The sequence below is a fragment of the Streptococcus sp. 544 genome, assembly GCF_013277385.1.
GTDB lineage: Bacteria > Bacillota > Bacilli > Lactobacillales > Streptococcaceae > Streptococcus > Streptococcus mitis_BA.
In genome coordinates this window covers 24,314-46,755 of record NZ_VMMU01000001.1, presented here as the reverse complement: position 1 = coordinate 46,755, position 22,442 = coordinate 24,314, and the positions used below count along the sequence as shown (strand labels likewise).

Here is a 22,442-nt window from a genome sequence, read left to right as displayed (position 1 = left end):
ATAATCAAAATGAGTAATCAATCTTTGTCATGATTTCATGGCAAAGATTTTTTTTGACTCCAGATTTGTGATAAAATAGAGGGAGTTGATAAAAGGAGGAATGCATGGAAGAGTCAAAAGAATTAAATGCAGTTATTGATGTGATTATGCTAGCGGGGACTATTCTCCTTAAAAGTGGCTCAGAAATTCATCGTGTAGAAGATACCATGATTCGGATTGCGCATTCGCAGGGGATTGTGGATTGCAATGTCCTTGCCATGCCTGCTGCCATCTTTTTCTCCATTGAAAATACCAATATTTCGCGCATGAAGCGCGTGACCTCCTCTTCTTATAACATCGAAAAAGTCTGCGATGTCAACCAGATTTCTCGTCAGCTGGTTGGGGGGCAGATTGATTTAGAAACAGCCTTTAAGCAATTGACGGCCTTGCAAGCCCAACCCCTTCCCTATACCAAGTTGCAGGTAACTTTAGCTGCGACCTTAAGTGCTCCTTTCTTTTCGGTTATGTTTAGTGGAAATATCTACGACGCACTTGGGGCAGGAGTGGCGACCTTATTTGGTTTTGCCTTTTCCCTCTATGTGGAGAAGTTTATCCGAATTCCTTTTGTAACAGCCTTTGCTGGGGCCTTCGTCTTTGGAATGATTGCCCAGTTTTGGGCTCGCTACACAGGCTTTCCTTCAACGGCAGACTTGATTATAGCTGGTGCGGTCATGCCGTTTGTTCCAGGAATTGCCTTGACCAATGCGGTCCGTGATATTATGACCAACCACATAAACTCTGGTATGAGCAAGATGTTTGAATCCCTGCTCATTACCCTTGCTTTAGGGGCGGGAACTTCTGTCGCCTTGGTATTGATGAACTAATATGACACTAACAACCTTTTTATTACAAGCAGTGGCAAGTCTTCTTGCTATTATCACTTTTTTAATCGTACTCAATGTGCAACGCTCTATGCTCTTACCTGGAGGGATTTTGGGCATGGCTGTCTGGCTAATCTATCTCTTGCTCAAGGAACCGACCAATGTTATTGTGGCTACCTTCATTGCGGCCATTATCGGTTCATGTGTCAGCCAGATTTTGAGTATTCTTTATAAGACACCTGCTGTGGTCTTTATCTTGGCCATCTTGGCTCCTCTGGTTCCGGGTTATCTCTCCTATCGGACAACTGCCTTTTTTGTGACAGGGGACTATAATAAAGCGCTGGCAAGTGCAACATTAGTTGTTATGCTGGCTCTGGTCATTTCCATTGGAATGGCTAGCGGAACAGTGATTCTCAGACTGTATCATTATATAAAAACACATCGAGTATCGTAGATTTTACAGAAATAAAAGAATTTTCTGAAAAATAAGATAAATATAGTGACAAGGCTTTCTATATGTGCTATTCTCTATATAGAAAGGAGGAAAAATCATGAAAAAATCACTATTTTCCTTATTATCTGTAAGTCTACTGACCTTGCTGGTTATCCCAGTCATGGCTTCTAGTTCGGGTTCAGAGTTTCAAAGTGGATGGCAAGAGAATCAGTTGATTGCTGAGAAGGTTAGTAAAACACTTGATAAGGCATTTGATAAGGATGTCAGAGAAATTCCGACCAGTCAGTTTTATCAAGAATTTGTAGATGAGATGGGAAGAACTTACTCAGGAAATTTAATCCTCCAGGAACTGATAACTGAGAATGGGGCTTATAAAGCTACTTATGTTGGTGAACTCTATAGCAACTAATCATTCTTTAAAATTATGACCAATAAGAGGCTTGATTTGGTGAATCAAGTCTTTTTTCTCTCTTTTATTGCCATTTGTGATAAAATAGTACTGGACGATTTTTTACATGAATGATAAAACAGAGGTAAATATGACAATCGGTATTGATAAGATTGGTTTTGCGACCAGTCAATATGTCTTGAAATTACAAGACTTAGCAGAAGCGAGGGGCATTGACCCTGAAAAATTAAGTAAAGGACTCTTACTCGAGGAATTGAGTATTGCGCCCTTAACTGAGGATATCGTGACCTTGGCGGCCAGTGCAAGTGACTCTATTTTAACTGAGCAAGAAAGACAAGAAATTGATATGGTCATTGTGGCTACCGAGTCAGGAATTGACCAGAGTAAGGCTGCGGCCGTCTTTGTACATGGCTTGCTGGGCATTCAGCCCTTTGCTCGTAGTTTCGAGATTAAAGAAGCCTGCTATGGAGCGACAGCTGCCCTTCATTATGCCAAATTGCATGTGGAAAATTCTCCACAGTCCAAGGTCTTGGTCATTGCCAGTGATATTGCCAAGTATGGTATTGAAACTCCAGGAGAACCCACTCAGGGTGCTGGCAGTGTGGCCATGTTGATTACACAAAATCCACGCATGATGGCTTTTAATAATGACAATGTGGCTCAGACTCGTGACATCATGGATTTCTGGCGTCCAAATTACTCGACAACTCCTTATGTAAATGGTGTTTATTCTACCCAACAATATTTGGATAGTTTGAAAACGACTTGGCTTGAATACCAAAAACGCTACCAGCTTACTTTGGATGATTTTGCAGCTGTTTGCTTCCACTTGCCTTACCCTAAATTAGCACTCAAAGGCTTAAAAAAAATCATGGATAAGAGCCTGCCTCAAGAGAAAAAGGACCTCTTGCAAAAGCACTTTGACCAGTCTATTCTCTACAGTCAAAAAGTGGGGAATATCTACACAGGTTCACTTTTCCTTGGACTTTTGTCTCTCTTGGAAAATACAGATAGCTTGAAGGCTGGGGATAAAATCGCCCTTTATAGTTATGGAAGCGGGGCTGTAGCTGAGTTCTTTAGTGGTGAATTGGTTGAAGGATACGAAGCTTATCTGGATAAAGACCGTTTGAATAAGCTCAACCAACGAACTGCCCTGTCTGTTGTTGACTATGAAAAAGTCTTCTTTGAGGAAGTAGACTTAGATGAGACAAATTCTGCCCAGTTTGCTGGCTATGAAAATCAAGATTTTGCCTTGATTGAAATTGTTGACCACCAACGCCGTTATAGCAAGGTTGAAAAATAATGAAGATAAGTTGGAATGGATTTTCTAAAAAATCATACCAAGAGCGCCTCGAGCTGTTAAAAGCTCAGGCGCTCCTTAGTCCTGAGAGACAAGCGAGTTTGGAGCAGGATGAACAGATGAGTGTGACTGTGGCAGACCAGCTGAGTGAGAATGTGGTGGGAACTTTTTCTTTACCTTATTCGATGGTTCCAGAGATCCTCGTCAATGGTCAGGAATACACAGTTCCCTATGTGACAGAAGAACCGTCCGTGGTTGCTGCGGCCAGCTATGCCAGTAAAATCATCAAGCGAGCAGGTGGTTTTACTGCACAAGTCCATCAGCGCCAGATGATTGGGCAGGTAGCCCTTTATCAAGTTGCTGATCCTGAACAAGCCCAAGAGAAAATTGCCAGAAAGAAGGCTGAACTCTTGGAGCTTGCCAATCAAGCCTATCCTTCTATCGTCAAACGTGGGGGTGGGGCGCGTGATTTACATGTAGAACAGATAAAAGGCGAAACAGACTTCCTTGTTGTTTATCTCCATGTTGATACCCAAGAAGCCATGGGAGCCAATATGCTCAACACCATGCTGGAAGCCTTGAAACCAGTCTTAGAAGAACTCAGCCAGGGACAGAGTCTTATGGGAATCCTGTCTAATTACGCGACCAATTCTCTAGTGACTGCAACCTGTCGCATCGCCTTTCGCTACTTGAGCCGCCAAAAGGATCAAGGACGAGAAATCGCGGAGAAAATTGCTTTGGCTAGTCAGTTTGCGCAAGCTGATCCTTACCGAGCTGCTACCCACAATAAAGGAATTTTTAACGGTATTGATGCCATTTTAATTGCTACTGGTAATGACTGGCGTGCCATCGAAGCCGGGGCTCATGCCTTTGCCAGTCGAGATGGACATTACCAAGGTCTTAGTCAATGGACGCTGGACCTTGAAAGAGAAGAATTGGTCGGTGAGATGACCCTGCCCATGCCTGTGGCGACCAAGGGTGGCTCTATCGGTCTCAACCCTCGTGTAGCCCTCAGTCATGAACTACTGGGAAATTCTTCTGCCAAAGAATTAGCCCAGCTTATCGTGTCTATTGGGCTTGCCCAAAATTTTGCGGCCCTGAAAGCCTTGGTGAGTACAGGGATTCAGCAAGGCCACATGAAATTGCAGGCTAAATCCTTGGCACTTCTCGCAGGTGCTAGTGAATCTGAGGTAGCTCCCCTAGTCGAGCGCCTTATAGCAGAGAAAACCTTTAACTTAGAGACAGCCCAGCGTTATTTAGAAAATTTAAGATCATAAAAAACTCAGACAGATCGGTCTGAGTTTTCTTGTGCTTATACTCTTCGAAAATCTCTTCAAACCACGTCAGCTTCGCCTTGCCGTACTCAAGTACAGCCTGTGGCTAGCTTCCTAGTTTGCTCTTTGATTTTCATTGAGTATTAAATACTTTTTCCTGGTAATAATGTAACTGGTAAAAAGTAACCAGTTGTTGCGACTTCCTTGCCTTCAATCTTTTGCAAGAGTAGATCAACAGTGAGGCAGGCAATCTCTTCCAAAGGTTGCTTGATAGTAGCCAGTTGGGGGTAGTAATTCTCGATAAAGTAGGTCCCATCATATCCGATGACCTTGAGTTCTTCAGGGACAGAAATGCCCAGTTCTTGAGCAATTTTAATGACCAGAATAGCAGTCAAGTCATCTGAAGCAAAGATGGCATCTGGCTTTTGTCGAGTCAAGATATTCTTGATTTCCATTTCTTTTCTGACGGGAGAAAAGTCACTGGAAACATTGATAATAGGTGCTTTTGGGAGTACAGATGCAAAACCAGCGTGGCGCAGTCCAGTTGGCGAGTTAGAATTGTCATTCCCTGTAATCATGATGATAGATTGGGCGCCTGTCTTAACCAAGGTCTGGGCAGCAAGAACCCCACCAGCATAGTTGTCAGAGGAAACGACAGGAATGTCTGGCGACAGGTTGCGGTCAAAGGAAATAATCGGTGCTGTCACACGATTGTAGTCTTTGATTCCCAAGTTGTGACTACCAGAAATGATGCCGTCTACCTGATTGGCTTCCAACATTTCGATATATTCGCGTTCCTTTTCAGAATCGTGCTCACTGTTGCAGATGATGGTCTTATATCCATTTTTGAAGAGTTGGTGTTCCAGCTTATCAATCAATTCTGCATAGAAAACGTTAGAAATATTGGGGAAAATCAAGCCGATTAATTTAGCTGATTTTCCTTGCAGACTACGAGCTAGGTTGTTGGGTTTATAGCCCAATTCTCGCATGGCTTCATTAACCTTTTGAATGGTTTTTTCAGATAGATACCCTTTTTTATTGATAACCCGAGAAACGGTAGTAGGACTGACGCCTGCAAGTTTGGCGACATCAGTTAGTTTTGCGACCATAATCTAATTCATAGTAAGTTCCAGTTGGGTTTCCAGATTTAATCAGGATACCATTTTGGTCCTCATGTGGGAAGACACGACCAGAAAATACTTTTTCTCCTTTATTGATGAAAATTTCAAAGACAGAGTTATCGATGAAAATCGTAGCAGTAGTAGCCTGATTCTCGATTGGGCAAGAACGTGTAGTTCCAAATTCTTGGGCATACTGTTCTCCAGCATGGCTACGATCCACTGTCACTTGACCATTTACAAGGTCAAAGTTGATTGAAAGTCCCTTGCCTTCTTTATCAGCAAGTAAGACAATCTCGCTCTGGCTATTGGCTTCCAAGTTGAGTTCAAGTTCGTAAGTGTTCTTGGTTTGGGCACGGTTTGAGAAAGGTTCTTCAGAAGCACAAAGGTCCTTGATAGCTGCGACTGGGTATTGGTAGAGTTTGCCGTCTTTGATAGTGAGTTCCTTGACCAAAGAGAAGGTTCCTTGGTGGTCAAAACGGTCAGATGGATATGAAACATCAGGCAAGCCAAGCCAGCTAACAGCTAGAGCACGTCCATCAGGAGCGTTGAAGGCTTGAGTTGCATAGGCTTCGAAACCATAGTCCATGTTTTGAAGTTGAGACACATCTACCATTTTGGCATTTTCAGGGTCAAAGGAAGCCCCAATCTTATACATATTTGGAAAGATATTATCGTAGTCTAGAACGTTCTTATCCAATCCTTGTGGGCAGTAGAGAAGGACAGGTTGTTCCCCTACAAAGACCAGATTTGGACATTCCATCATGTAGGCAGTACGGTCGTTAGCAAAGTCAAGGTTGCCAACGGCTTGCCAGTTTGTATAGTCATTATCGACAGCCTTGTAGAGACGGACGAAACCTTTTTTCTCCAAGTCCTGTCCACCAACGATAGCATAATATTGCCCCTTAAAGTTAAAAATTTGCGGATCACGGAAGTGGTCAGTTGAGTCTGCTGGCTGGTCGATCAAGGTCTTGTCAATCTTGGTAATCTTACCATCCTTATCCATCAAAGCTCCAATCTGGTAAGGGTGACGGATCCAGTTTTCATCGCGGACATTTCCTGTATAAAATAGGAATAACTGATCACCAAATTGCATGGCAGAACCAGAGTAGGCACCGTGGCTATCTAATGGAGTATCAGGTAAAACTTTGACACCAGTTTCTGTGAAGTGAACCAAGTCCTCACTTTCCAATTGCACCCAAGATTTTAAACCATGGGCTGCACCAAATGGAAAGTTCTGATAAAAAACAATCCACTTGCCATCAAAGTAGGAAAAGCCATTTGGATCGTTGAGAAGTCCTGTTTTTGGCTCAACATGGTAATGAGTATGCCATGGAGATTGTGCTATATTTTCTTTTATATGTTGAATTTCTTCTTGCGTCCAATCTTGATAAAGTCTGTAACGACGCTCAGTTGTCCATTCCATTCATTCATTCCTCCAAAAATCTTATCACTTTTAATAGTAACCGTTTTCGATAAAAAATGCAAGCCTTTTATGTTAAAAAAGAGGAAAAGCTGTCAAGCGTTTATCACAAATTAAAACCAGAAAATCAATCATCTATCTACAAAAAAATGAAAGAAAGTGAAGCAAAATCCTTTTAAACAAGATTCCAAACTTATTTTTTTAAGAAATGCCTGCTAAAACAGTCAAAAACAATCAATCTATGGCGTGCCCACTAAGTGGATAGAATATTTTTTCTGCAAAACGCTTGACATATTTCTAAAACATGATAAAATAATAGTCGTAGGGCGAATAAAATCGCTTTCAAACAATAACAAAATTTTATATAAGGAGATTTTTGCAAATGAACAATCAGGAAATTGCAAAAAAAGTCATCGATGCCTTGGGCGGACGTGAAAATGTCAACAGTGTAGCTCACTGTGCGACTCGTCTTCGTGTCATGGTCAAAGATGAAGGAAAAATCAATAAAGAAGTGATTGAGAACTTGGAAAAAGTTCAAGGTGCTTTCTTTAACTCAGGTCAATACCAAATCATCTTTGGTACAGGTACAGTTAACAAAATGTACGATGAAGTTGTTGCGCTTGGCTTGCCAACATCATCTAAAGCTGACATGAAAGCAGAAGCTGCTAAACAAGGGAACTGGTTCCAACGTGCTATCCGTACTTTCGGTGACGTTTTCGTTCCAATCATCCCAGTTATTGTAGCGACAGGTCTCTTCATGGGTGTGCGTGGTCTTTTCAACGCTCTTGAAATGCCACTTCCAGGTGACTTTGCAACTTACACACAAATCTTGACAGATACGGCCTTCATCATCTTGCCAGGTTTGGTTGTGTGGTCAACCTTCCGTGTATTTGGTGGAAATCCTGCCGTTGGTATCGTTCTTGGTATGATGCTTGTTTCTGGCTCACTTCCAAACGCTTGGGCAGTCGCTTCAGGTGGTGAAGTAACAGCTATGAACTTCTTTGGTTTCATCCCTGTTGTTGGTTTGCAAGGTTCTGTTCTTCCAGCCTTCATCATCGGGGTTGTCGGAGCTAAATTTGAAAAAGCGGTCCGCAAGGTTGTTCCAGATGTGATTGACCTCTTGGTAACGCCATTCGTGACACTTTTGGTCATGTCTATCCTTGGACTCTTTGTCATCGGACCAGTCTTCCACGTAGTTGAAAACTACATCCTTATCGCTACAAAAGCGATCCTCAGCATGCCATTTGGTCTTGGTGGTTTCTTGATTGGTGGGGTTCACCAATTGATCGTCGTGTCAGGTGTGCACCACATCTTCAACTTGCTTGAAGTTCAATTGCTTGCTGCTGACCATGCTAACCCATTCAACGCTATCATCACAGCTGCTATGACAGCTCAAGGTGCTGCGACTGTTGCGGTTGGTGTTAAAACTAAAAATCCAAAACTAAAAACACTTGCTTTCCCAGCTGCTCTTTCTGCCTTCCTAGGTATTACAGAGCCTGCTATCTTCGGGGTTAACTTGCGCTTCCGTAAACCATTCTTCCTTTCATTGATTGCTGGTGCAATCGGTGGTGGATTGGCTTCTATCCTTGGACTTGCTGGTACTGGTAATGGTATCACCATCATCCCTGGTACAATGCTTTATGTTGGTAACGGACAACTTGCCCAATACCTTCTCATGGTAGCTGTATCATTTGCCCTTGGTTTTGCTCTTACTTACATGTTTGGTTACGAGGACGAAGAAGAAGTTACTACTGAAGCGACGACAGAACGTTTGGTCCAAGAAGAAACAACTGGTAATATTCCAGCAGCTCTTCAAAATGAAACACTTGTAACTCCTATCGTCGGTGATGTTGTAGCTCTTGCTGATGTTAATGACCCAGTCTTCTCAAGTGGAGCTATGGGACAAGGTATCGCTGTGAAGCCAAGTCAAGGTGTGGTATATGCACCAGCTGATGCTGAAGTTTCAATCGCCTTTCCAACAGGACACGCTTTTGGTTTGAAAACAACTGATGGTGCTGAAGTCTTGATCCACGTTGGTATCGACACTGTAACAATGAACGGTGAAGGTTTTGAAGCAAAAGTTGCTCAAGGTGACAAGGTGAAAGCTGGCGATGTTCTTGGAACATTTGACTTAAACAAAATCGCTGCAGTTGGTCTTGATGATACAACAATGGTTATCGTTACAAACACAGCTGACTACGCTTCAGTAGCTCCAGTCGCAACAGGTTCAGTTGCGAAGGGGGATGCTGTGATCGAAGTGAAAATCTAATCAATCCTCTCTAATGTGAAAACGAACAAATGACATGTTTGTTCGTTTTTGCTTGAATGGTAAGATTTACAGAGGAAAATCTAAAAAATAGAGAAATTTAGACTTTCGAAATATGCTATAATAAAGAAAATAAAAACAAGAGGTTTATCATGACAAAATTATATGGAAGCTTGGAAGCGGGCGGTACAAAGTTTGTCTGTGCTGTCGGTGATGAAAACTTTAACGTTGTAGAAAAAACACAATTTCCAACAACAACTCCAATCGAAACAATCGATAAAACCATTGAGTTCTTCTCAAAATTCGACAACCTTGCTGGTCTTGCAGTTGGTTCATTTGGTCCGATTGATATTGATAAAAACTCAAAAACTTATGGCTTTATCACGACGACTCCAAAACCAAACTGGGCAAATGTGGACTTGCTTGGTGCCCTTCGTCGCGCCCTCAACGTGCCAATGTACTTCACAACCGACGTAAACAGCTCTGCCTATGGTGAAGTGGTTGCCCGTAACAATGCGGGTGGTCGTATCGAAAACTTGGTTTACTACACAATCGGTACAGGTATCGGTGCAGGTGTTATCCAACGTGGTGAGTTTATCGGTGGTGTGGGTCACCCTGAAATGGGTCATTATTATGTTGCTAGACACCCAATGGATATTGAAAAAGAGTTTAAGGGTGTTTGTCCTTTCCATAAGGGATGTCTGGAAGGCTATGCAGCTGGTCCAAGTTTGGAAGCTCGTACAGGTGTTCGTGGGGAAAACATTGAACTCAACAACCCTGTTTGGGATGTTCAAGCCTACTATATCGCTCAAGCTGCGGTTAATGCGACAGTGACTTTCCGCCCAGACGTGATTGTCTTTGGTGGAGGGGTCATGGCTCAACAACACATGCTGGACCGTGTCCGTGAGAAATTTACATCTCTTCTCAATGGCTACCTACCAGTACCTGATGTGCGTGATTACATCGTGACGCCAGCAGTCGCAGGAAATGGTTCTGCTACTCTTGGAAACTTTGTCCTTGCAAAAGAAGTTTCAAAATAAAGCACAAAATCCGCTTGGGAAACCAAACGGATTTTGTGGTTGCAAATAATATTTTTGAGCCTTTCCTTAAGTGATTACGGACGGTAGCGACTTTCTTCGAAATTCCATACCTAAACTTTGAGCCTAATGTCTCAAAGTTTCCGAATACCTGAAACCATTAGATTTCAGGTGTTTCTATCACGGCGGAAAGGCTAGGTAAGTCCTCGCCTTACTATCGAAAAATATGCATGATTTCCATACCAAAGTATATTTAGTATTAAGCTATAGTTAATCTACGCTTTAAAAATCCACTTGGGAAACCAAACGGATTTTTTACGTGTCAAAGCATTTGCCAGAAAAAGTCAATAATATAGGTCAGACCGTAGGTATAAACCACGAGAGTAAAGGGTTTGGTCAGAATGATGATGGTCATATAGCGCTTGAAACTCATCTTGGTCAGGGCAGCCAGCATACAGAGAAAGTCAGCTGGACTAATGGGCCAAATCATCATAAAGATAAAGAAACGGTCAAAACGATTGCCCTTGTCCAACCAGCCGATGTACTTGTCATAGGTGCGCTTGCTGACGACAGACTGGACAAAGGCAGCCCCATAGAGGCGCACCAGATAAAAGATAATGGCACAGCCAATCACGATACCGATATAGTTGTAGATTGTCCCGATGATGTGACCGTAGATAAAGACCCCAGCTACCGAGGTCAAGGCCCCAGGAATGATAGGGACGACCGTTTGTAAAATCTGTAAAAAGATAAAGAGGGGTGGCCCCCAGATGCCTGCCTGCTGGATAAAGGCAGAGAGGGTTTCCTTAGACTGTAAAATCCCAGCCTGATAAGCCCAAATACAGAAAATCAAACTCCCAACCCCACCGACAATCGATGAGATATTGATAACTTGCTGCAGAAGGGGAGAAACAGCTTTCATTTGTTTATCCTGTGACATGTAAACTCCTCATAGATAGTATATTTCTACTATACCATATTTTGGAGGAGAAAGGGGGAATGAGTGTTTTTGATGAGGAATGGATAGTGAATAGTCCTTCGAGACTTAGAATAGGTCCGTTCCCTAAAGTTTACATGTATTCTAGGTTTAGAATAATCGCAATTACATAAATTTAAAAGCATTCTAAGTTTCGAATAGCTTATCTGAGATAATTTTGATGCATTCGAGCTTTCGAATAGTCATATTCCCTAAAGTTTAGATGTATTCTGAAGCTAGAAAAGCTAAAATCTAAAAATAATAAGGGTCTCTATCTGATGGATGTAATTTATGTCTAGTATGAATCCTTTGAATCGTTAGTTAATTTTAATATGAATCAGTTCTGAAATAATTACTAAATATAGTTAGATGGTGAATGAATTATTGCTAAATTTCGAGTTCAAGTTAGCCATCCAGAAGTCTTCTCTAGGCGACTTGTAGTTCAAGCATTTTTTAGGATAGTTGTTAATCCATTTTTCGATGAATGCGATTTCTTTGGGAGTCGTTTTCTTAGTTCCCTTAGGCTTAGGTAACCATCTACGAATAAGCCTGTTGTGATTCTCATTAGTTCCCCTTTCCCAAGAGGTATAGGGATGTGCATAGTAGATATGTTCCTTAGAAAACATATCGGACAGGCGGTTGAATTCCGTTCCGTCCATTAGTAGATAAAGGATTACTCCTTCTTGAAATGACAGATGAACTTGTTTCTTATAAAAAATGTTGTCTGAAATTATTCGCCTTTTTCCAGAAGTTTTAGAGGAAGAGAACTTTATGGGGAAAAAGGAGTTACTCAAATAACAATTCAGGATCAAAAATAGACAGTTGAGGAGCAGAGTGGATAAATTAAGTTTGCTACTGTATAATGGATTTATCACTAAAATCGCTCCATGCCCTATTTTACATAGCATTAGTCTTCTAAAAATGGACAGAAATCATTGTAAAGGCTATCAAAAAGGAGTATAATGAGTGAAAAAAATTTCGGAGGTTAAAGATGCTAGAAGTAAGAAGTCTAGAGAAAAGTTTTGGATCCAAGCAAGTTTTGTTTGGTATTGACTTTCAAGCGCGACCAGGTCGTATTTTGGGACTAGTTGGGAAAAACGGTGCTGGGAAGACAACAATTTTCCACAGTATTTTGAAATTTTTAGAATACCAAGGAGAAATCAGTCTGGATGGTCAGGATATTCGTCAGGAAACCTACGCTCGGATTGGTTATCTGCCTGAAGAACGCAGTCTCATGCCTAAATTGACAGTCCTTGAACAAGTTCGCTACTTGGCGACTCTAAAAGGTATGGATGCCAAGGAAGTTAAGGAAAAACTCCCTCAATGGATGAAGAGGTTGGAAGTGAAAGGAAAGCTGACAGATAAAATCAAGAGCCTGTCAAAAGGAAATCAGCAGAAGATTCAGCTCATTATTACTCTGATTCATGAACCAGACTTGATTATCTTGGATGAGCCTTTCAGTGGATTGGACCCAGTCAATACAGAATTGCTCAAGCAAGTCATTTTTCAGGAAAAAGAGCGCGGAGCAACCATTATCTTTTCTGACCATGTCATGACCAACGTTGAGGAACTTTGTGACGATATTCTGATGATTCGAGATGGTCGTGTGGTCTTGCATGGACCGGTCCAGGATGTCCGAAATCAATATGGGAAAACGCGTCTCTTTGTTTCAAGTGAACGAAGTAAGGAAGAATTGGAAAACCTTCCTCATGTCAAACAGGTGAGCTTGACTAAACAAGGCAGTTGGAAATTGATCTTGGAGGATGAGAGCGCTGGAAGGGAACTCTTCCCAATCTTGACTCAGGGGCAATATATCGCAACCTTTGACCAGCAAGCGCCAACAATCGATGAAATCTTTAAACTAGAATCAGGGGTGGAAGTATGAGAAATATGTGGGTTGTAATCAAGGAAACCTATCTTCGACATGTCAAATCGTGGAGTTTCTTCTTTATGGTGATTTCGCCGTTCCTCTTTTTAGGAATCTCTGGAGGAATTGGCTATCTCCAAGGTTCTTCAATGGCTAAAAATGATAAAGTGGCAGTGGTGACAACAGTGCCATCTGTAGCAGAAGGACTGAAGAATGTAAATGGTATTAACTTTGACTATAAAGACGAAGCAAGTGCAAAAGAAGCGATTAAAGATGAAAAATTAAAAGGCTATCTGACCATTGATCAAGAAGATAGTGTTCTAAAGGCAGTTTATCATGGCGAAACATCGCTTGAAAATGGAATTAAATTTGAGGTTACAGGTACACTCAATGAACTGCAAAATCAGCTTAATCGTTCAACGGCCTCCTTGTCTCAAGAGCAGGAAAAACGCCTAGCGCAGACAGTTCAATTCACAGAAAAGATTGATGAAGCCAAGGAAAATAAAAAGTTTATTCAAACAATTGCAGCAGGCGCCTTAGGATTCTTTCTTTATATGATTCTGATTACCTATGCGGGTGTGACGGCTCAGGAAGTTGCCAGTGAAAAAGGCACCAAAATTATGGAAGTTGTCTTTTCTAGCATAAGGGCAAGTCACTATTTCTATGCGCGGATGATGGCTCTATTTCTGGTGATTTTAACGCATATCGGGATTTATGTTGTAGGTGGTCTGGCTGCCATTCTGTTCTTTAAAGATTTGCCATTCTTGGCTCAGTCTGGTGTTTTAGATCACTTGGGAGATGCTTTCTCACTGAATACCTTGCTCTTTATTTTGGTTAGTCTCTTTATGTACGTCGTCTTGGCGGCCTTTCTAGGTTCTATGGTTTCTCGTCCTGAGGACGCAGGAAAAGCCTTGTCTCCTTTGATGATTTTGATTATGGGTGGTTTTTTTGGAGTGACAGCTCTGGGTGCAGCTGGTGACAATCTTATCTTGAAGATTGGTTCATATATTCCCTTTATTTCGACTTTCTTCATGCCATTTAGAGCTATTAATGGCTATGCAGGGGGAGTAGAAGCATGGATTTCGCTTGCTATTACAGTGATTTTTGCGGTGCTAGCAACAGGATTTATCGGACGCATGTATGCCAGCCTAGTCCTTCAAACGGATGATTTAGGGATTTGGAAAACCTTTAGACGTGCCTTATCTTATAGATAGAAGAGCCTCGCGAAAGCGAGGTTTTTTAGAAATGAAAAGAGTGAAATCACGAACCTAATTACTTACACATTATGTAAATAGGTTGCTTGAAAACTCAATTGTATAGTGAACTGAATCTGAAATAGGATAATATTGCTTCTAAAACATTCTTATAAATTGATTTGAATTCCAAAATCTCATCGTTCCGTTCTTATTTCATTTTGCGATATAGTGAAAGGAAATAAGTCAGCTCATAAAAAACGCATACTACCAGGATTTTTTAAGACCTGATAGTATGCATTTTTTGATTGTGAAGACTTTTCATCCAGCCTCTTTATGTGATAAAGTATCGTTAATAGTCAATGAAAATCAGACTGGGAAGTTAGCGGAAGGCTCCTCGAAACATAGTTTTGAGGTTGAGGAACTGACCAAGTCAGTAACATATACACACTAAGGACAAGTTGACGTGGTTTGAAGAGTATAAAAATCTGTTTCGTAAGCATCCAATAATAAGATGTTTTGATAGTGTAATCATTTGGATAAGCATTATAGTATAGTGATATGAAATCAACTAAACTAAATAAGAAATATAGATTATCAAAACTCTTTTAAAAGATTGCATTAAATCTAAATAACATAGACGTCTTCAGCGTGTGCTGTCTCATCTTATGCGAAAATCTTATAAGGAGAGTATAGAAAATCTCGATTGTAATCAACTAACTGATTGGAGAAATGTATAAATATGAGAAGTTAGCCCCCCATGTCACTACCATAATGAGATTGCTCGAATTCCTTGCTTTTTATACTCAATGAAAATCAAAGAGCAAACTAGGAAACTAGCCGCAGGTTGCTCAAAACAGTGTTTTGAGGTTGTAGATGAAACTGACGAAGTCAGTAACCATACCTACGGCAAGGCGACGTTGACGCGGTTTGAAGAGATTTTCGAAGAGTATTAACTCAATATCAAACTAGCTACGATGGGGCTGACAAAGACATAGAGAATACCGGTGACACCGATAGCCAAACCACCCATGGCTCCTGCTACAGAGCCGTATCGGAAGGCTGTACCTGTTCCGACTGCGTGGCCTGTTCCTCCAAGAGAAAGACCAACAGCTACTGGATCGTCAATTTTCAACCACTTCAAAAGGGTTGGTCCGATGACACTAGTTAAAATCCCAGTCGCCACTACAACCACTAAGGTCACAGTAGTCAGACCTTGCAATTTTTCTGTAATTCCTACTGCCATGGCGGTTGTCACTGACTTGGGAAAGAGAGAAATAGCTAGGAAAAAGTCCATGCCAAATATTTTCGCCACAAGGGCTGTGAAAGAGGTATTGACAACTACTGCTAGCAAACTACCAAAGAGAATACTCCGAGCATGGTGCTTCATCAGATGAAAACTCTTATAAAGCGGAATCCCTAGAGCCACGGTCGATGGGACAATCAAGTTGTTCAAATAAACCCCACCTTGGTAGTAATCTTGATAAGAAATACCCGTCACCTTTAGAATGATAATAATGAAAACAGCTGACAAAAGCAAGGGCGTTGTCAATGGATGAGGAAAACGTCTGTAAATCAACATCCCCACTAGATAAGCTAGGATAGATAAGGCAAGCCCAAACAGGGGATTGGAAACAAATTCACTCATTTGGCATCTCCTTTCTCATAATCTCCCTCAAATCGTCTCTTGATAAACTGAACCACCAAGGCAATAAGGATAATATTGATGACTGCTGCAAAAAAGACAATCAAAACAATGGGCAAAAGATAGGGAGCAATCACATCAAACTTCTCCATGATTCCCACTGCTGGCGGCAAAAAGAGAATGGTCATATTGGTCAGCAAGAAATTCCCCACCATGTTGACATGCCTAGTTCTCAGCCACTTGAATTGTAGGGCTAGAAAAAGAATAATCAAACCTATAATACTGCCGGGTATGGGCAAATGAAAGAAACTGGAAATCCCCTCTCCGATTAGAGAAATCACAAAGAGAATCATTAATTGAACATATAATTTCATCCTAAACTCCACGAAATAGACTTCTTGCATACCAGTTTACTCTTTTTTCAGAAAATTTCAAGGAAATGCACAAGGGATAATGAAAATTAAAGAACAAACTAGAAAGTCAGCTGCATGTTGCTCAAAGCAAAGTGTTGGGTTTGTAGGTCAAACTGACATAGTTTGAAGCGATTTTCGAAGAATACTACTTTTCTTTGCTTAAGTGAATGACTTGGTCATAGTGCTTTAAGTCCTCTTCTGTGTAGTGGTGAATGACTTCAATGACTGTTTGAGGTAGGGAGAAGAGCAAGTCGCTAATTTTTTTGCTATTTTCCGAGTCAAGATTGGCCTTAATCTCATCTGCTAAAATGAGTTGTCTATCGTGGTAGAGGGCGCGAGCGATTTCTAGGCGTTGTTTTTCGCCACCAGACAGACTATCATTGCTGAGGGGTCGATTTTTCAAATGTTCTAATCCTGTTTTTTTGAGGATATGATTTAAAGTCTCTGGATTTTTATCCAGTCCTAGAAGGATATTGTCTTCCAGAGATAGCGTGTCAAAGCAATGGCTATCTTGGAGAATATAGGAACTAATACTTGTGATTTCTTGACGTGACAGGTTCTGACCAGCAAAGCTAATCTGACCACTTGTTGGTGTCTCTTCTCCATGAATGATATTGAGCAGGGTTGTTTTACCAGAGCCGCTTTCCCCGATAATGGCAATTTTTTCTCCTTGCTTGATGTGTATGGAAATCGGAGACAAGAGGCTATTCCCCTCTTTTTCAAGGGAGATGGTGTCAAGTTGGATAGGGAAAATATTTTCTATGCTTCTAGGCGAGATGGGATCAGACTGGTTCAAAAGTTTTTGGTATTTGTTGAGAAGAGTTCGAGTCGCTTTTCGGGTGTTGGTAAAGTAAGCCAACTCTTGGAATTGATAGCCGATATTATGGGAAACTAGATAGATAGCCACAAAACTCGCCGCATCTAAATAATTATAGTAGGTCATAAAGCCACCGATGACGATTGGTGTGACAGAACAAAAGGCATCGATGCTATTGATCAAGAGACTGTTTAAAGTGCGTTGTTTTTCATAGTTGATTTCGGCATCTAGACTGGTTTGTAATTGTTTTTGGTAGCGAGTAAAAAAGTAGTCTTGTCCCTGATAATGGCGAATTTGTTGGCTACCACCAATAAAATTTGTCAAGCTTGCTAAGTAGCTCTGGTTAACAGTGGACCGCTTTTCAGAAAGTGAGTCCAAACGCTTTGATCCGATAGCACTGCAGAGTACAGGAAAGGAGTAGAAGAGGATGAAAATCAAGCCTAGGTAAAAATTAGTCCATAGGGCATAGAGAATGGACACAGTTGTGAAGCCAAGAGAAGAAATGATGATGACCGTTGGCTCAATATAGCTTTCTTCTAGTTGCTTGACGTCATTTTCTAGGTCGGACAAAATATCCTTTTCATCAATCTCATAACTGTTTAAAAATCGCTTGAAAATAGCACTCTTGATTCCATATTTGAAGTCAGTAATCAAACGAGCGTAGTAATAGCGTTTCCCAGCTAAGCCTAGTAAGAGGATGAGGTTTCCAAGGATTCCCAAAATCAAAACTTTCCAAAGAAGGCCTAGCTCTTGATTGGTAAAACTGGTAACAATATTCTGAACAAGGGCTGGTGTGATAATTGCTTCCAGCCAAGTAATCGCAATAGAAAAGAAGTAAAGTATGAGGTGTTTCTTGGAAAAGAAATTTTTAAGCATAGCGGATAAACCTTTTGAAATTATTAACGAGTTTAGATATTTTGGATTGATCTTGTGAAAGATAAATGATTTCTTTAATACAATATTCCATTAATTCAGGCTTATGACATTCTATAAATTGTCCATCTTCGTTAATTACTGAAGAATAACCATCAATGATATTAGCAACGCATTCAAGACACATACCTTTACACCAACAATCTTTACATTGTTGGAAGTATTCTTTATTATTAAATAGCTCTGCTTTAGAGCTATTATGAGTTCCCCAAAATCTAAAACACAATTTTTTGCTACCATCAACATCAAAAGTTATGGTATTTGAAGGATCTATATCGTCGCAGAATGTATGATTAGTACTCTTATAAATCATAGAAATTAAAACATCATATAGGATGGGACTTATAAAAGCTTTTTCATTATTTTCAACAATATTATTTATAGAATCAGTAATGAATTTTTTCCTATCTACTAAGCTTTTTTCCATTTCTTTAACCACAAGCACCTTATTTTTACTAAATACGTCATTGATGTTAAAGTGTACATCCATATTTGTAAAATATTGGAAAATATCATCTCTACTTAGAGAATGTAATTGATGTAGTCTAGTGTATGTTGAAGCAATTTCAAAATTAGTGTAGTTTATAGTTTTTAAATAGTGGATAAATTTAGTAGTTTTACGATGACTACCTTTACCTCTTAATTTATCATGTATAAATTCTGGACCATCTAAACTAATAGTTAGATATGGTTGGAAATTATCTATTATTTTTTTAACATTATTATTTAGTATTGTTCCGTTAGTCACGGTTTCTATTTTAAGTATAGTTGTAAATTTGGAAAATTCTTTAATAATGTATTCGAATAATTGAGTATTAAGAAAAGGTTCTCCACCAAATAGGATAAGTCTATTAATTTGTGTTATACCTCTAAATTTGACTTCGTTAATAATATTATCAGCAGTATCTAGAGTCATGATTTTATTATCCATGCCGTAATTTCCACCATCCGCATAACAGTAAGAACAGGATAAATTGCAACTGTTAGATATGTTAATAACAATTTTTTGTAAAACATTTTTGGGGATGTAGGGGGGCTTATAGGAGGTAGTTCCCTCTACTGAAGAAGTAGATAATGTGAATTTCTCACTATCGAAATAATAATCTCCAATATTAGTATATATTTTTTTTAGCATAATATCACCATTATAAAATAAAGGAGACGAGTGAGAACTCGTCTCATAGAAAACTATCGTCCGCCACCACAAGAATGGCTTGGACCACAATGACCTGGTACGGAGTAAGTTTGATCTGTATCTAATAGATCTTCAAGGTCAATAATTTGCACTGTTCTCATATTTTCACCTCCTTAATTTGATGATTTAATGATACTCTTTTTGAAATAATAATTAAAAATTTTCCCATATAAGAAAATTATTTCAGTTCTTCTATTACCTTTGCTAAATGTTTTTCAAATTTTTTTGCTAAGCTATCGCTGTGGACTAACTTCATCGTTGCTATGCACTTTCTCATTTCTAAAACAGAACGTTTATTTTTGTCTTTTTTTAAAGTATATAAGTTTTCGGCATAGTGAAAAACTAATTTTTCATATATCTCAGTTTCTGTAAAATAACAATGTTTTAGTTGCTTTTTAAAATATAAAGAATCTAAAAATTCCTCTCTTTCTATACACGTGATATATCCATTTAGTAACATGGTGGCAAGCAATCTACGATAATGTGGTAAATCTCTGTAGAATTCGGAACGTTGACACATTTCTCTTGATAAGCACATCATAGTAGGGTGAGATAATACATCTATAGTATTCATAAACAAAAGTAATTCATAGCATCCCCAGTATTCCACAGAAAAAAGATAGTCAGATAGATATTTAATATCAGATTCATGGTAATAGATTTTTTCTGACAAATCTTGTAAGCGAATTTTTACTAGAATGGTATTCAGAGTATAGAATTTCTCTCTTTTTGTAGTCTTTTCAAGTTGAGAAATAAGTAGTTTTTCCATTCCTGAAATATCTCTTTTAGAGCTTAGAAGTCGAATTTGCTCTAATAATTCATTTATTTCATCCCGATGAAAGTCATTTGCAGCATACATAAATTCTTCAACAGGAATATTAATAGCATCTAATGCTTGCATAAATTTACCAATCGTCAGATCAGAATTTTCTCTTTCAAATCTAGAAATATGTGATGTAGATAGACCATGTTTTGCAACATCTTTTAATGTTAATCCACGTGATTCTCTAAATTGTTTAAAAATTTTTCCGTAATTTTTCATTTCTGTCACCTCAATTGCTTATATGGGAATTTTTTAGTATGTTTTCAAAATATTATATCATATATAAAAAAGAAAGTGAGGTTGTTTATATGAATAAAAAGATGATTATAACCATGATTCTATGTATTCTAGAGTCAATAATTGTTATTGGTGTTGGCTAAAACCAAAATTAGTTAGCAATAATCTAAAAAACACAGAAAATCAATTTTTTATTAATTTGACTTTCTGTGTTTTTCTTATTTGATTTTAAAATTATTGCAAATTAACCTTGTTTCTCAAAATATAGTAGGTTCCGAGGTAAAAGATAGCTATGAAAATGAGTTCTTCAACAATGGCTATACCTGCTCCCATATAGAAATGGTCATTAAGCCCTACAAGTGAATTGACATAGAAATTAGAACTAAGATTGAAGAAAAGTTCAATAAATCCAATGACGATTTGGATACCAATGTAGGCTGCAACAGCGAGTGCTGTACGGTATTCATTGAAAAGCTGTCCAATGGAAATAGCCAAGTAGATGCAGAGGATGCTGGAAATGGTATTTAGTAGGAAGGATATACCTGTAAGAAAGATCTGAGGGAGATGTGTTTCTACAAATGTAATCACATAAGAAAGAGGGATCCATTCTGGAACCGTTATGGTCACAATAATAACAGCACTTAGAACTAGGATAGCAGTGCTAATCATCGACCAGATGAAGGCACCGACTAGTTTGGCTGTGATGATATGGTGTTCAGATACTGGAAGGGTCAAAGTCAGATAGCCTTGTCGGTCATAGACACTGCCTTTAAAGCGTTTAATGATTAAGAAAAGAGTTGAAATTCCAAGTGTAATCATCAAGCCACCAAAGACGAGGGCTAGAAAAGTAAGTAAAACAGGTTGGCTTTCTTTGACAGGCAGATTGTTATAGGTCTGTGCTTGTATCCCGATAAGGGCAGAAAGGACTAGCACGGCTGCGTAGAGGGCTAAATACCACTTGTTAACATTTTTAAATTCGTAGCGAACTAAATTCCAAAACATAATAATCTCCTTTGCTTAGGCCTTAAATTCCTGACGGAAGAGCTGGTCAATGGATTCACCAGACTCATAGCGAATATCGTCTACATTGCCTTGACGAACGACTTTTCCGTCTTTGAGGAAGACAATTTCATCCAAGATTGGCTCGATATCTGAAATCAAGTGGGTAGAAATCAAAACGGTAGAAGTTGGTGAGTAGTTGTTGATAATGGTATTGAGGATATACTCACGGGCTGCTGGATCCACCCCACCAATGGGTTCGTCTAAAACGTAGAGACGGGCATCACGGCTCATAACCAAAATCAATTGGACTTTTTCCTTGTTTCCTTTTGATAGTTTCTTGAGACGACTATTTTCATCAATACCAAGGTCTGCAAGTAGATGATGGGCACGTTCAAGATTGAAATCTTTATAGAAGGTCTTGAAGTAGGTTAGGGCTTCTTTGACCTTCATTTGTTCATTAAGATAGGTGGTATCAGGTAAATAAGCTACGATGGCCTTGGTTGCTGGGCTTGGGTCCATGTCGTTGATAAGGACACGTCCTTGATCTGGTTGTAAGAGGCCATTGATTAGTTTAATCAGGGTTGTTTTTCCTGAGCCGTTTGGGCCAAGGAGACCAACAATTTTTCCAGCTGGAATGTCAAGAGAAACATTTTCAAGGGCTGGTGTTGCTCCATATGATTTGGATACATTTTCAAATGCTAGTAATGACATAGGCTTAAACTCCTTTAATATAATCGCCGACTACGCTTGGTAGTTCTTCTTTTTCATAGCCAAAATGGGTCATGGAGGAAACGAAGTGTTCCAATTCTTCTTCTGATAATTGTTTGCGCGATTGGGCGATCAGCTCTTTATCTTCAGTCACAAATCGTCCAGTTGTGCGCTTGCTGTAGACAAATCCTTCTCGTTCAAGGTCTGACAAGGCTCTTTGGATGGTGTTTGGATTGACACCGGCCTCGCTTGCTAGCTCTCTCACGGTTGGAAGTTGTTGATTGGCTTCCAGTGTATGGGAAACAATCTGAAGCTTGATTTTCTCCATAATCTGTAAATAGATGGGTTTTTTGTTGTCAAATGTCCAGGACATCTTGGTCTCCTTTCTTTTATCTTTTTGTCTTAATTAAATAATACAACAAAACAAAAAACTTGTCAAGCAAAAAGAAGAATTGTTTTGGGAATCGTTTAAAAAATGGTATAATGAAAAGA

General features: G+C 39.6%; 20 protein-coding genes and 2 pseudogenes. 10 read left to right on the top strand and 12 right to left on the bottom strand.

Going from position 1 to position 22,442, the window contains the following annotated elements; genetic code table 11:
- Positions 1 to 104 precede the first annotated feature (104 nt).
- The 5 genes from HT728_RS00210 to HT728_RS00190 all read left to right on the top strand — a co-directional run bounded on the left by HT728_RS00210 (position 105) and on the right by HT728_RS00190 (position 4,300).
- Complete coding sequence (locus HT728_RS00210; RefSeq protein WP_023943605.1) at positions 105 to 863, top strand: threonine/serine exporter family protein; 759 nt, start codon at positions 105 to 107, stop codon at positions 861 to 863.
- 1 nt (position 864) lies between these two features.
- Positions 865 to 1,314, top strand: a complete 450-nt coding sequence (locus HT728_RS00205) for a threonine/serine exporter family protein (protein WP_057487161.1) — start codon at positions 865 to 867, stop codon at positions 1,312 to 1,314.
- A 160-nt stretch (positions 1,315 to 1,474) separates the two neighbouring features.
- On the top strand, positions 1,475 to 1,723 hold the full coding sequence (locus tag HT728_RS00200) for a hypothetical protein (RefSeq protein WP_166732304.1): 249 nt from the start codon (positions 1,475 to 1,477) through the stop codon (positions 1,721 to 1,723).
- A gap of 130 nt (positions 1,724 to 1,853) precedes the next feature.
- On the top strand, positions 1,854 to 3,026 hold the full coding sequence (locus tag HT728_RS00195; protein ID WP_166732301.1) for a hydroxymethylglutaryl-CoA synthase: 1,173 nt from the start codon (positions 1,854 to 1,856) through the stop codon (positions 3,024 to 3,026).
- Positions 3,026 to 4,300: a hydroxymethylglutaryl-CoA reductase, degradative gene (locus HT728_RS00190; RefSeq protein WP_166732300.1), complete on the top strand. Its 1,275-nt coding sequence runs from the start codon at positions 3,026 to 3,028 to the stop codon at positions 4,298 to 4,300. Before HT728_RS00195 ends, HT728_RS00190 begins: the two co-directional genes overlap by 1 nt.
- Before the next feature lie 140 nt (positions 4,301 to 4,440).
- Here the strand turns inward: HT728_RS00190 and HT728_RS00185 are convergent, their stop codons facing one another.
- Together HT728_RS00185 and HT728_RS00180 are read right to left on the bottom strand one after the other, a co-directional pair.
- Entirely contained in the window at positions 4,441 to 5,406 is a 966-nt protein-coding gene (locus HT728_RS00185) for a LacI family DNA-binding transcriptional regulator (protein WP_166732299.1), read from the bottom strand.
- Complete coding sequence (locus HT728_RS00180; RefSeq protein ID WP_173219990.1) at positions 5,387 to 6,841, bottom strand: glycoside hydrolase family 32 protein; 1,455 nt, start codon at positions 6,839 to 6,841, stop codon at positions 5,387 to 5,389. Before HT728_RS00180 ends, HT728_RS00185 begins: the two co-directional genes overlap by 20 nt.
- Positions 6,842 to 7,220: 379 nt before the next feature.
- Between HT728_RS00180 and HT728_RS00175 the strand changes: the two genes are divergently transcribed.
- Together HT728_RS00175 and scrK are read left to right on the top strand one after the other, a co-directional pair.
- On the top strand, positions 7,221 to 9,107 hold the full coding sequence (locus HT728_RS00175) for a sucrose-specific PTS transporter subunit IIBC (RefSeq protein WP_188109845.1): 1,887 nt from the start codon (positions 7,221 to 7,223) through the stop codon (positions 9,105 to 9,107).
- 149 nt (positions 9,108 to 9,256) lie between these two features.
- Positions 9,257 to 10,144 (top strand): fructokinase ScrK, encoded by an 888-nt coding sequence (gene scrK / locus HT728_RS00170; RefSeq protein ID WP_000164310.1) that lies wholly within the window; start codon positions 9,257 to 9,259, stop codon positions 10,142 to 10,144.
- A gap of 319 nt (positions 10,145 to 10,463) precedes the next feature.
- Here the strand turns inward: scrK and HT728_RS00165 are convergent, their stop codons facing one another.
- Together HT728_RS00165 and HT728_RS00160 are read right to left on the bottom strand one after the other, a co-directional pair.
- On the bottom strand, positions 10,464 to 11,081 hold the full coding sequence (locus tag HT728_RS00165) for a TVP38/TMEM64 family protein (RefSeq protein ID WP_000076168.1): 618 nt from the start codon (positions 11,079 to 11,081) through the stop codon (positions 10,464 to 10,466).
- A gap of 401 nt (positions 11,082 to 11,482) precedes the next feature.
- Positions 11,483 to 11,770: pseudogene (locus HT728_RS00160) on the bottom strand (IS30 family transposase); the annotation flags it as partial.
- Between the two features lie 338 nt (positions 11,771 to 12,108).
- Here HT728_RS00160 and HT728_RS00155 point away from each other — a divergent pair.
- From HT728_RS00155 to HT728_RS10540, 3 genes and pseudogenes are all read left to right on the top strand, one after another.
- Entirely contained in the window at positions 12,109 to 13,002 is an 894-nt protein-coding gene (locus HT728_RS00155) for an ABC transporter ATP-binding protein (RefSeq protein ID WP_000895303.1), read from the top strand.
- Entirely contained in the window at positions 12,999 to 14,198 is a 1,200-nt protein-coding gene (locus tag HT728_RS00150) for an ABC transporter permease (protein ID WP_173233163.1), read from the top strand. The genes HT728_RS00155 and HT728_RS00150 overlap by 4 nt, the downstream gene beginning before the upstream one ends.
- A 566-nt stretch (positions 14,199 to 14,764) precedes the next feature.
- A pseudogene (locus HT728_RS10540) lies at positions 14,765 to 14,914 on the top strand (IS630 family transposase); the annotation flags it as partial.
- A gap of 215 nt (positions 14,915 to 15,129) precedes the next feature.
- Here HT728_RS10540 and HT728_RS00145 read toward each other — a convergent pair.
- From HT728_RS00145 to HT728_RS00110, 8 genes are all read right to left on the bottom strand, one after another.
- Positions 15,130 to 15,825: an LrgB family protein gene (locus HT728_RS00145; protein ID WP_001288954.1), complete on the bottom strand. Its 696-nt coding sequence runs from the start codon at positions 15,823 to 15,825 to the stop codon at positions 15,130 to 15,132.
- Positions 15,822 to 16,196 carry a CidA/LrgA family protein gene (locus tag HT728_RS00140; RefSeq protein ID WP_173233161.1) on the bottom strand — a complete coding sequence of 125 codons (375 nt, stop codon included), beginning with the start codon at positions 16,194 to 16,196 and terminating at the stop codon, positions 15,822 to 15,824. The genes HT728_RS00145 and HT728_RS00140 overlap by 4 nt, the downstream gene beginning before the upstream one ends.
- 184 nt (positions 16,197 to 16,380) lie before the next feature.
- Positions 16,381 to 17,928 carry an ABC transporter ATP-binding protein gene (locus tag HT728_RS00135; RefSeq protein WP_173233159.1) on the bottom strand — a complete coding sequence of 516 codons (1,548 nt, stop codon included), beginning with the start codon at positions 17,926 to 17,928 and terminating at the stop codon, positions 16,381 to 16,383.
- The gene (locus tag HT728_RS00130) at positions 17,921 to 19,120 is read right to left on the bottom strand and encodes a radical SAM protein (RefSeq protein WP_173219717.1); all 1,200 of its coding nucleotides are present in this window, start codon (positions 19,118 to 19,120) and stop codon (positions 17,921 to 17,923) included. The genes HT728_RS00135 and HT728_RS00130 overlap by 8 nt, the downstream gene beginning before the upstream one ends.
- 238 nt (positions 19,121 to 19,358) lie before the next feature.
- Complete coding sequence (locus tag HT728_RS00125) at positions 19,359 to 20,222, bottom strand: Rgg/GadR/MutR family transcriptional regulator (protein WP_173233157.1); 864 nt, start codon at positions 20,220 to 20,222, stop codon at positions 19,359 to 19,361.
- Between the two features lie 252 nt (positions 20,223 to 20,474).
- The gene (locus tag HT728_RS00120; protein ID WP_057517360.1) at positions 20,475 to 21,242 is read right to left on the bottom strand and encodes a hypothetical protein; all 768 of its coding nucleotides are present in this window, start codon (positions 21,240 to 21,242) and stop codon (positions 20,475 to 20,477) included.
- 15 nt (positions 21,243 to 21,257) lie between these two features.
- On the bottom strand, positions 21,258 to 21,953 hold the full coding sequence (locus tag HT728_RS00115) for an ABC transporter ATP-binding protein (protein ID WP_000054197.1): 696 nt from the start codon (positions 21,951 to 21,953) through the stop codon (positions 21,258 to 21,260).
- Positions 21,954 to 21,957: 4 nt separating this feature from the next.
- Positions 21,958 to 22,323 (bottom strand): GntR family transcriptional regulator, encoded by a 366-nt coding sequence (locus tag HT728_RS00110; protein WP_000119148.1) that lies wholly within the window; start codon positions 22,321 to 22,323, stop codon positions 21,958 to 21,960.
- Positions 22,324 to 22,442: the final 119 nt, after the last annotated feature.

Excerpts from the sequence above, each read along its gene's own strand:
- HT728_RS00150 (WP_173233163.1), top strand. The coding sequence starts at position 12,999 with ATGAGAAATATGTGGGTTGTAATCAAGGAAACCTATCTTCGACATGTC.
- HT728_RS00130 (WP_173219717.1), bottom strand. The coding sequence starts at position 19,120 with ATGCTAAAAAAAATATATACTAATATTGGAGATTATTATTTCGATAGT.
- HT728_RS00115 (WP_000054197.1), bottom strand. The coding sequence starts at position 21,953 with ATGTCATTACTAGCATTTGAAAATGTATCCAAATCATATGGAGCAACA.
- HT728_RS00200 (WP_166732304.1), top strand. The coding sequence starts at position 1,475 with ATGGCTTCTAGTTCGGGTTCAGAGTTTCAAAGTGGATGGCAAGAGAAT.
- HT728_RS00165 (WP_000076168.1), bottom strand. The coding sequence starts at position 11,081 with ATGTCACAGGATAAACAAATGAAAGCTGTTTCTCCCCTTCTGCAGCAA.
- HT728_RS00145 (WP_001288954.1), bottom strand. The coding sequence starts at position 15,825 with ATGAGTGAATTTGTTTCCAATCCCCTGTTTGGGCTTGCCTTATCTATC.
- HT728_RS00190 (WP_166732300.1), top strand. The coding sequence starts at position 3,026 with ATGAAGATAAGTTGGAATGGATTTTCTAAAAAATCATACCAAGAGCGC.
- HT728_RS00210 (WP_023943605.1), top strand. The coding sequence starts at position 105 with ATGGAAGAGTCAAAAGAATTAAATGCAGTTATTGATGTGATTATGCTA.
- HT728_RS00125 (WP_173233157.1), bottom strand. The coding sequence starts at position 20,222 with ATGAAAAATTACGGAAAAATTTTTAAACAATTTAGAGAATCACGTGGA.
- HT728_RS00205 (WP_057487161.1), top strand. The coding sequence starts at position 865 with ATGACACTAACAACCTTTTTATTACAAGCAGTGGCAAGTCTTCTTGCT.
- HT728_RS00185 (WP_166732299.1), bottom strand. The coding sequence starts at position 5,406 with ATGGTCGCAAAACTAACTGATGTCGCCAAACTTGCAGGCGTCAGTCCT.
- HT728_RS00175 (WP_188109845.1), top strand. The coding sequence starts at position 7,221 with ATGAACAATCAGGAAATTGCAAAAAAAGTCATCGATGCCTTGGGCGGA.
- scrK (WP_000164310.1), top strand. The coding sequence starts at position 9,257 with ATGACAAAATTATATGGAAGCTTGGAAGCGGGCGGTACAAAGTTTGTC.
- HT728_RS00120 (WP_057517360.1), bottom strand. The coding sequence starts at position 21,242 with ATGTTTTGGAATTTAGTTCGCTACGAATTTAAAAATGTTAACAAGTGG.
- HT728_RS00110 (WP_000119148.1), bottom strand. The coding sequence starts at position 22,323 with ATGTCCTGGACATTTGACAACAAAAAACCCATCTATTTACAGATTATG.
- HT728_RS00135 (WP_173233159.1), bottom strand. The coding sequence starts at position 17,928 with ATGCTTAAAAATTTCTTTTCCAAGAAACACCTCATACTTTACTTCTTT.
- HT728_RS00140 (WP_173233161.1), bottom strand. The coding sequence starts at position 16,196 with ATGAAATTATATGTTCAATTAATGATTCTCTTTGTGATTTCTCTAATC.
- HT728_RS00195 (WP_166732301.1), top strand. The coding sequence starts at position 1,854 with ATGACAATCGGTATTGATAAGATTGGTTTTGCGACCAGTCAATATGTC.
- HT728_RS00180 (WP_173219990.1), bottom strand. The coding sequence starts at position 6,841 with ATGGAATGGACAACTGAGCGTCGTTACAGACTTTATCAAGATTGGACG.
- HT728_RS00155 (WP_000895303.1), top strand. The coding sequence starts at position 12,109 with ATGCTAGAAGTAAGAAGTCTAGAGAAAAGTTTTGGATCCAAGCAAGTT.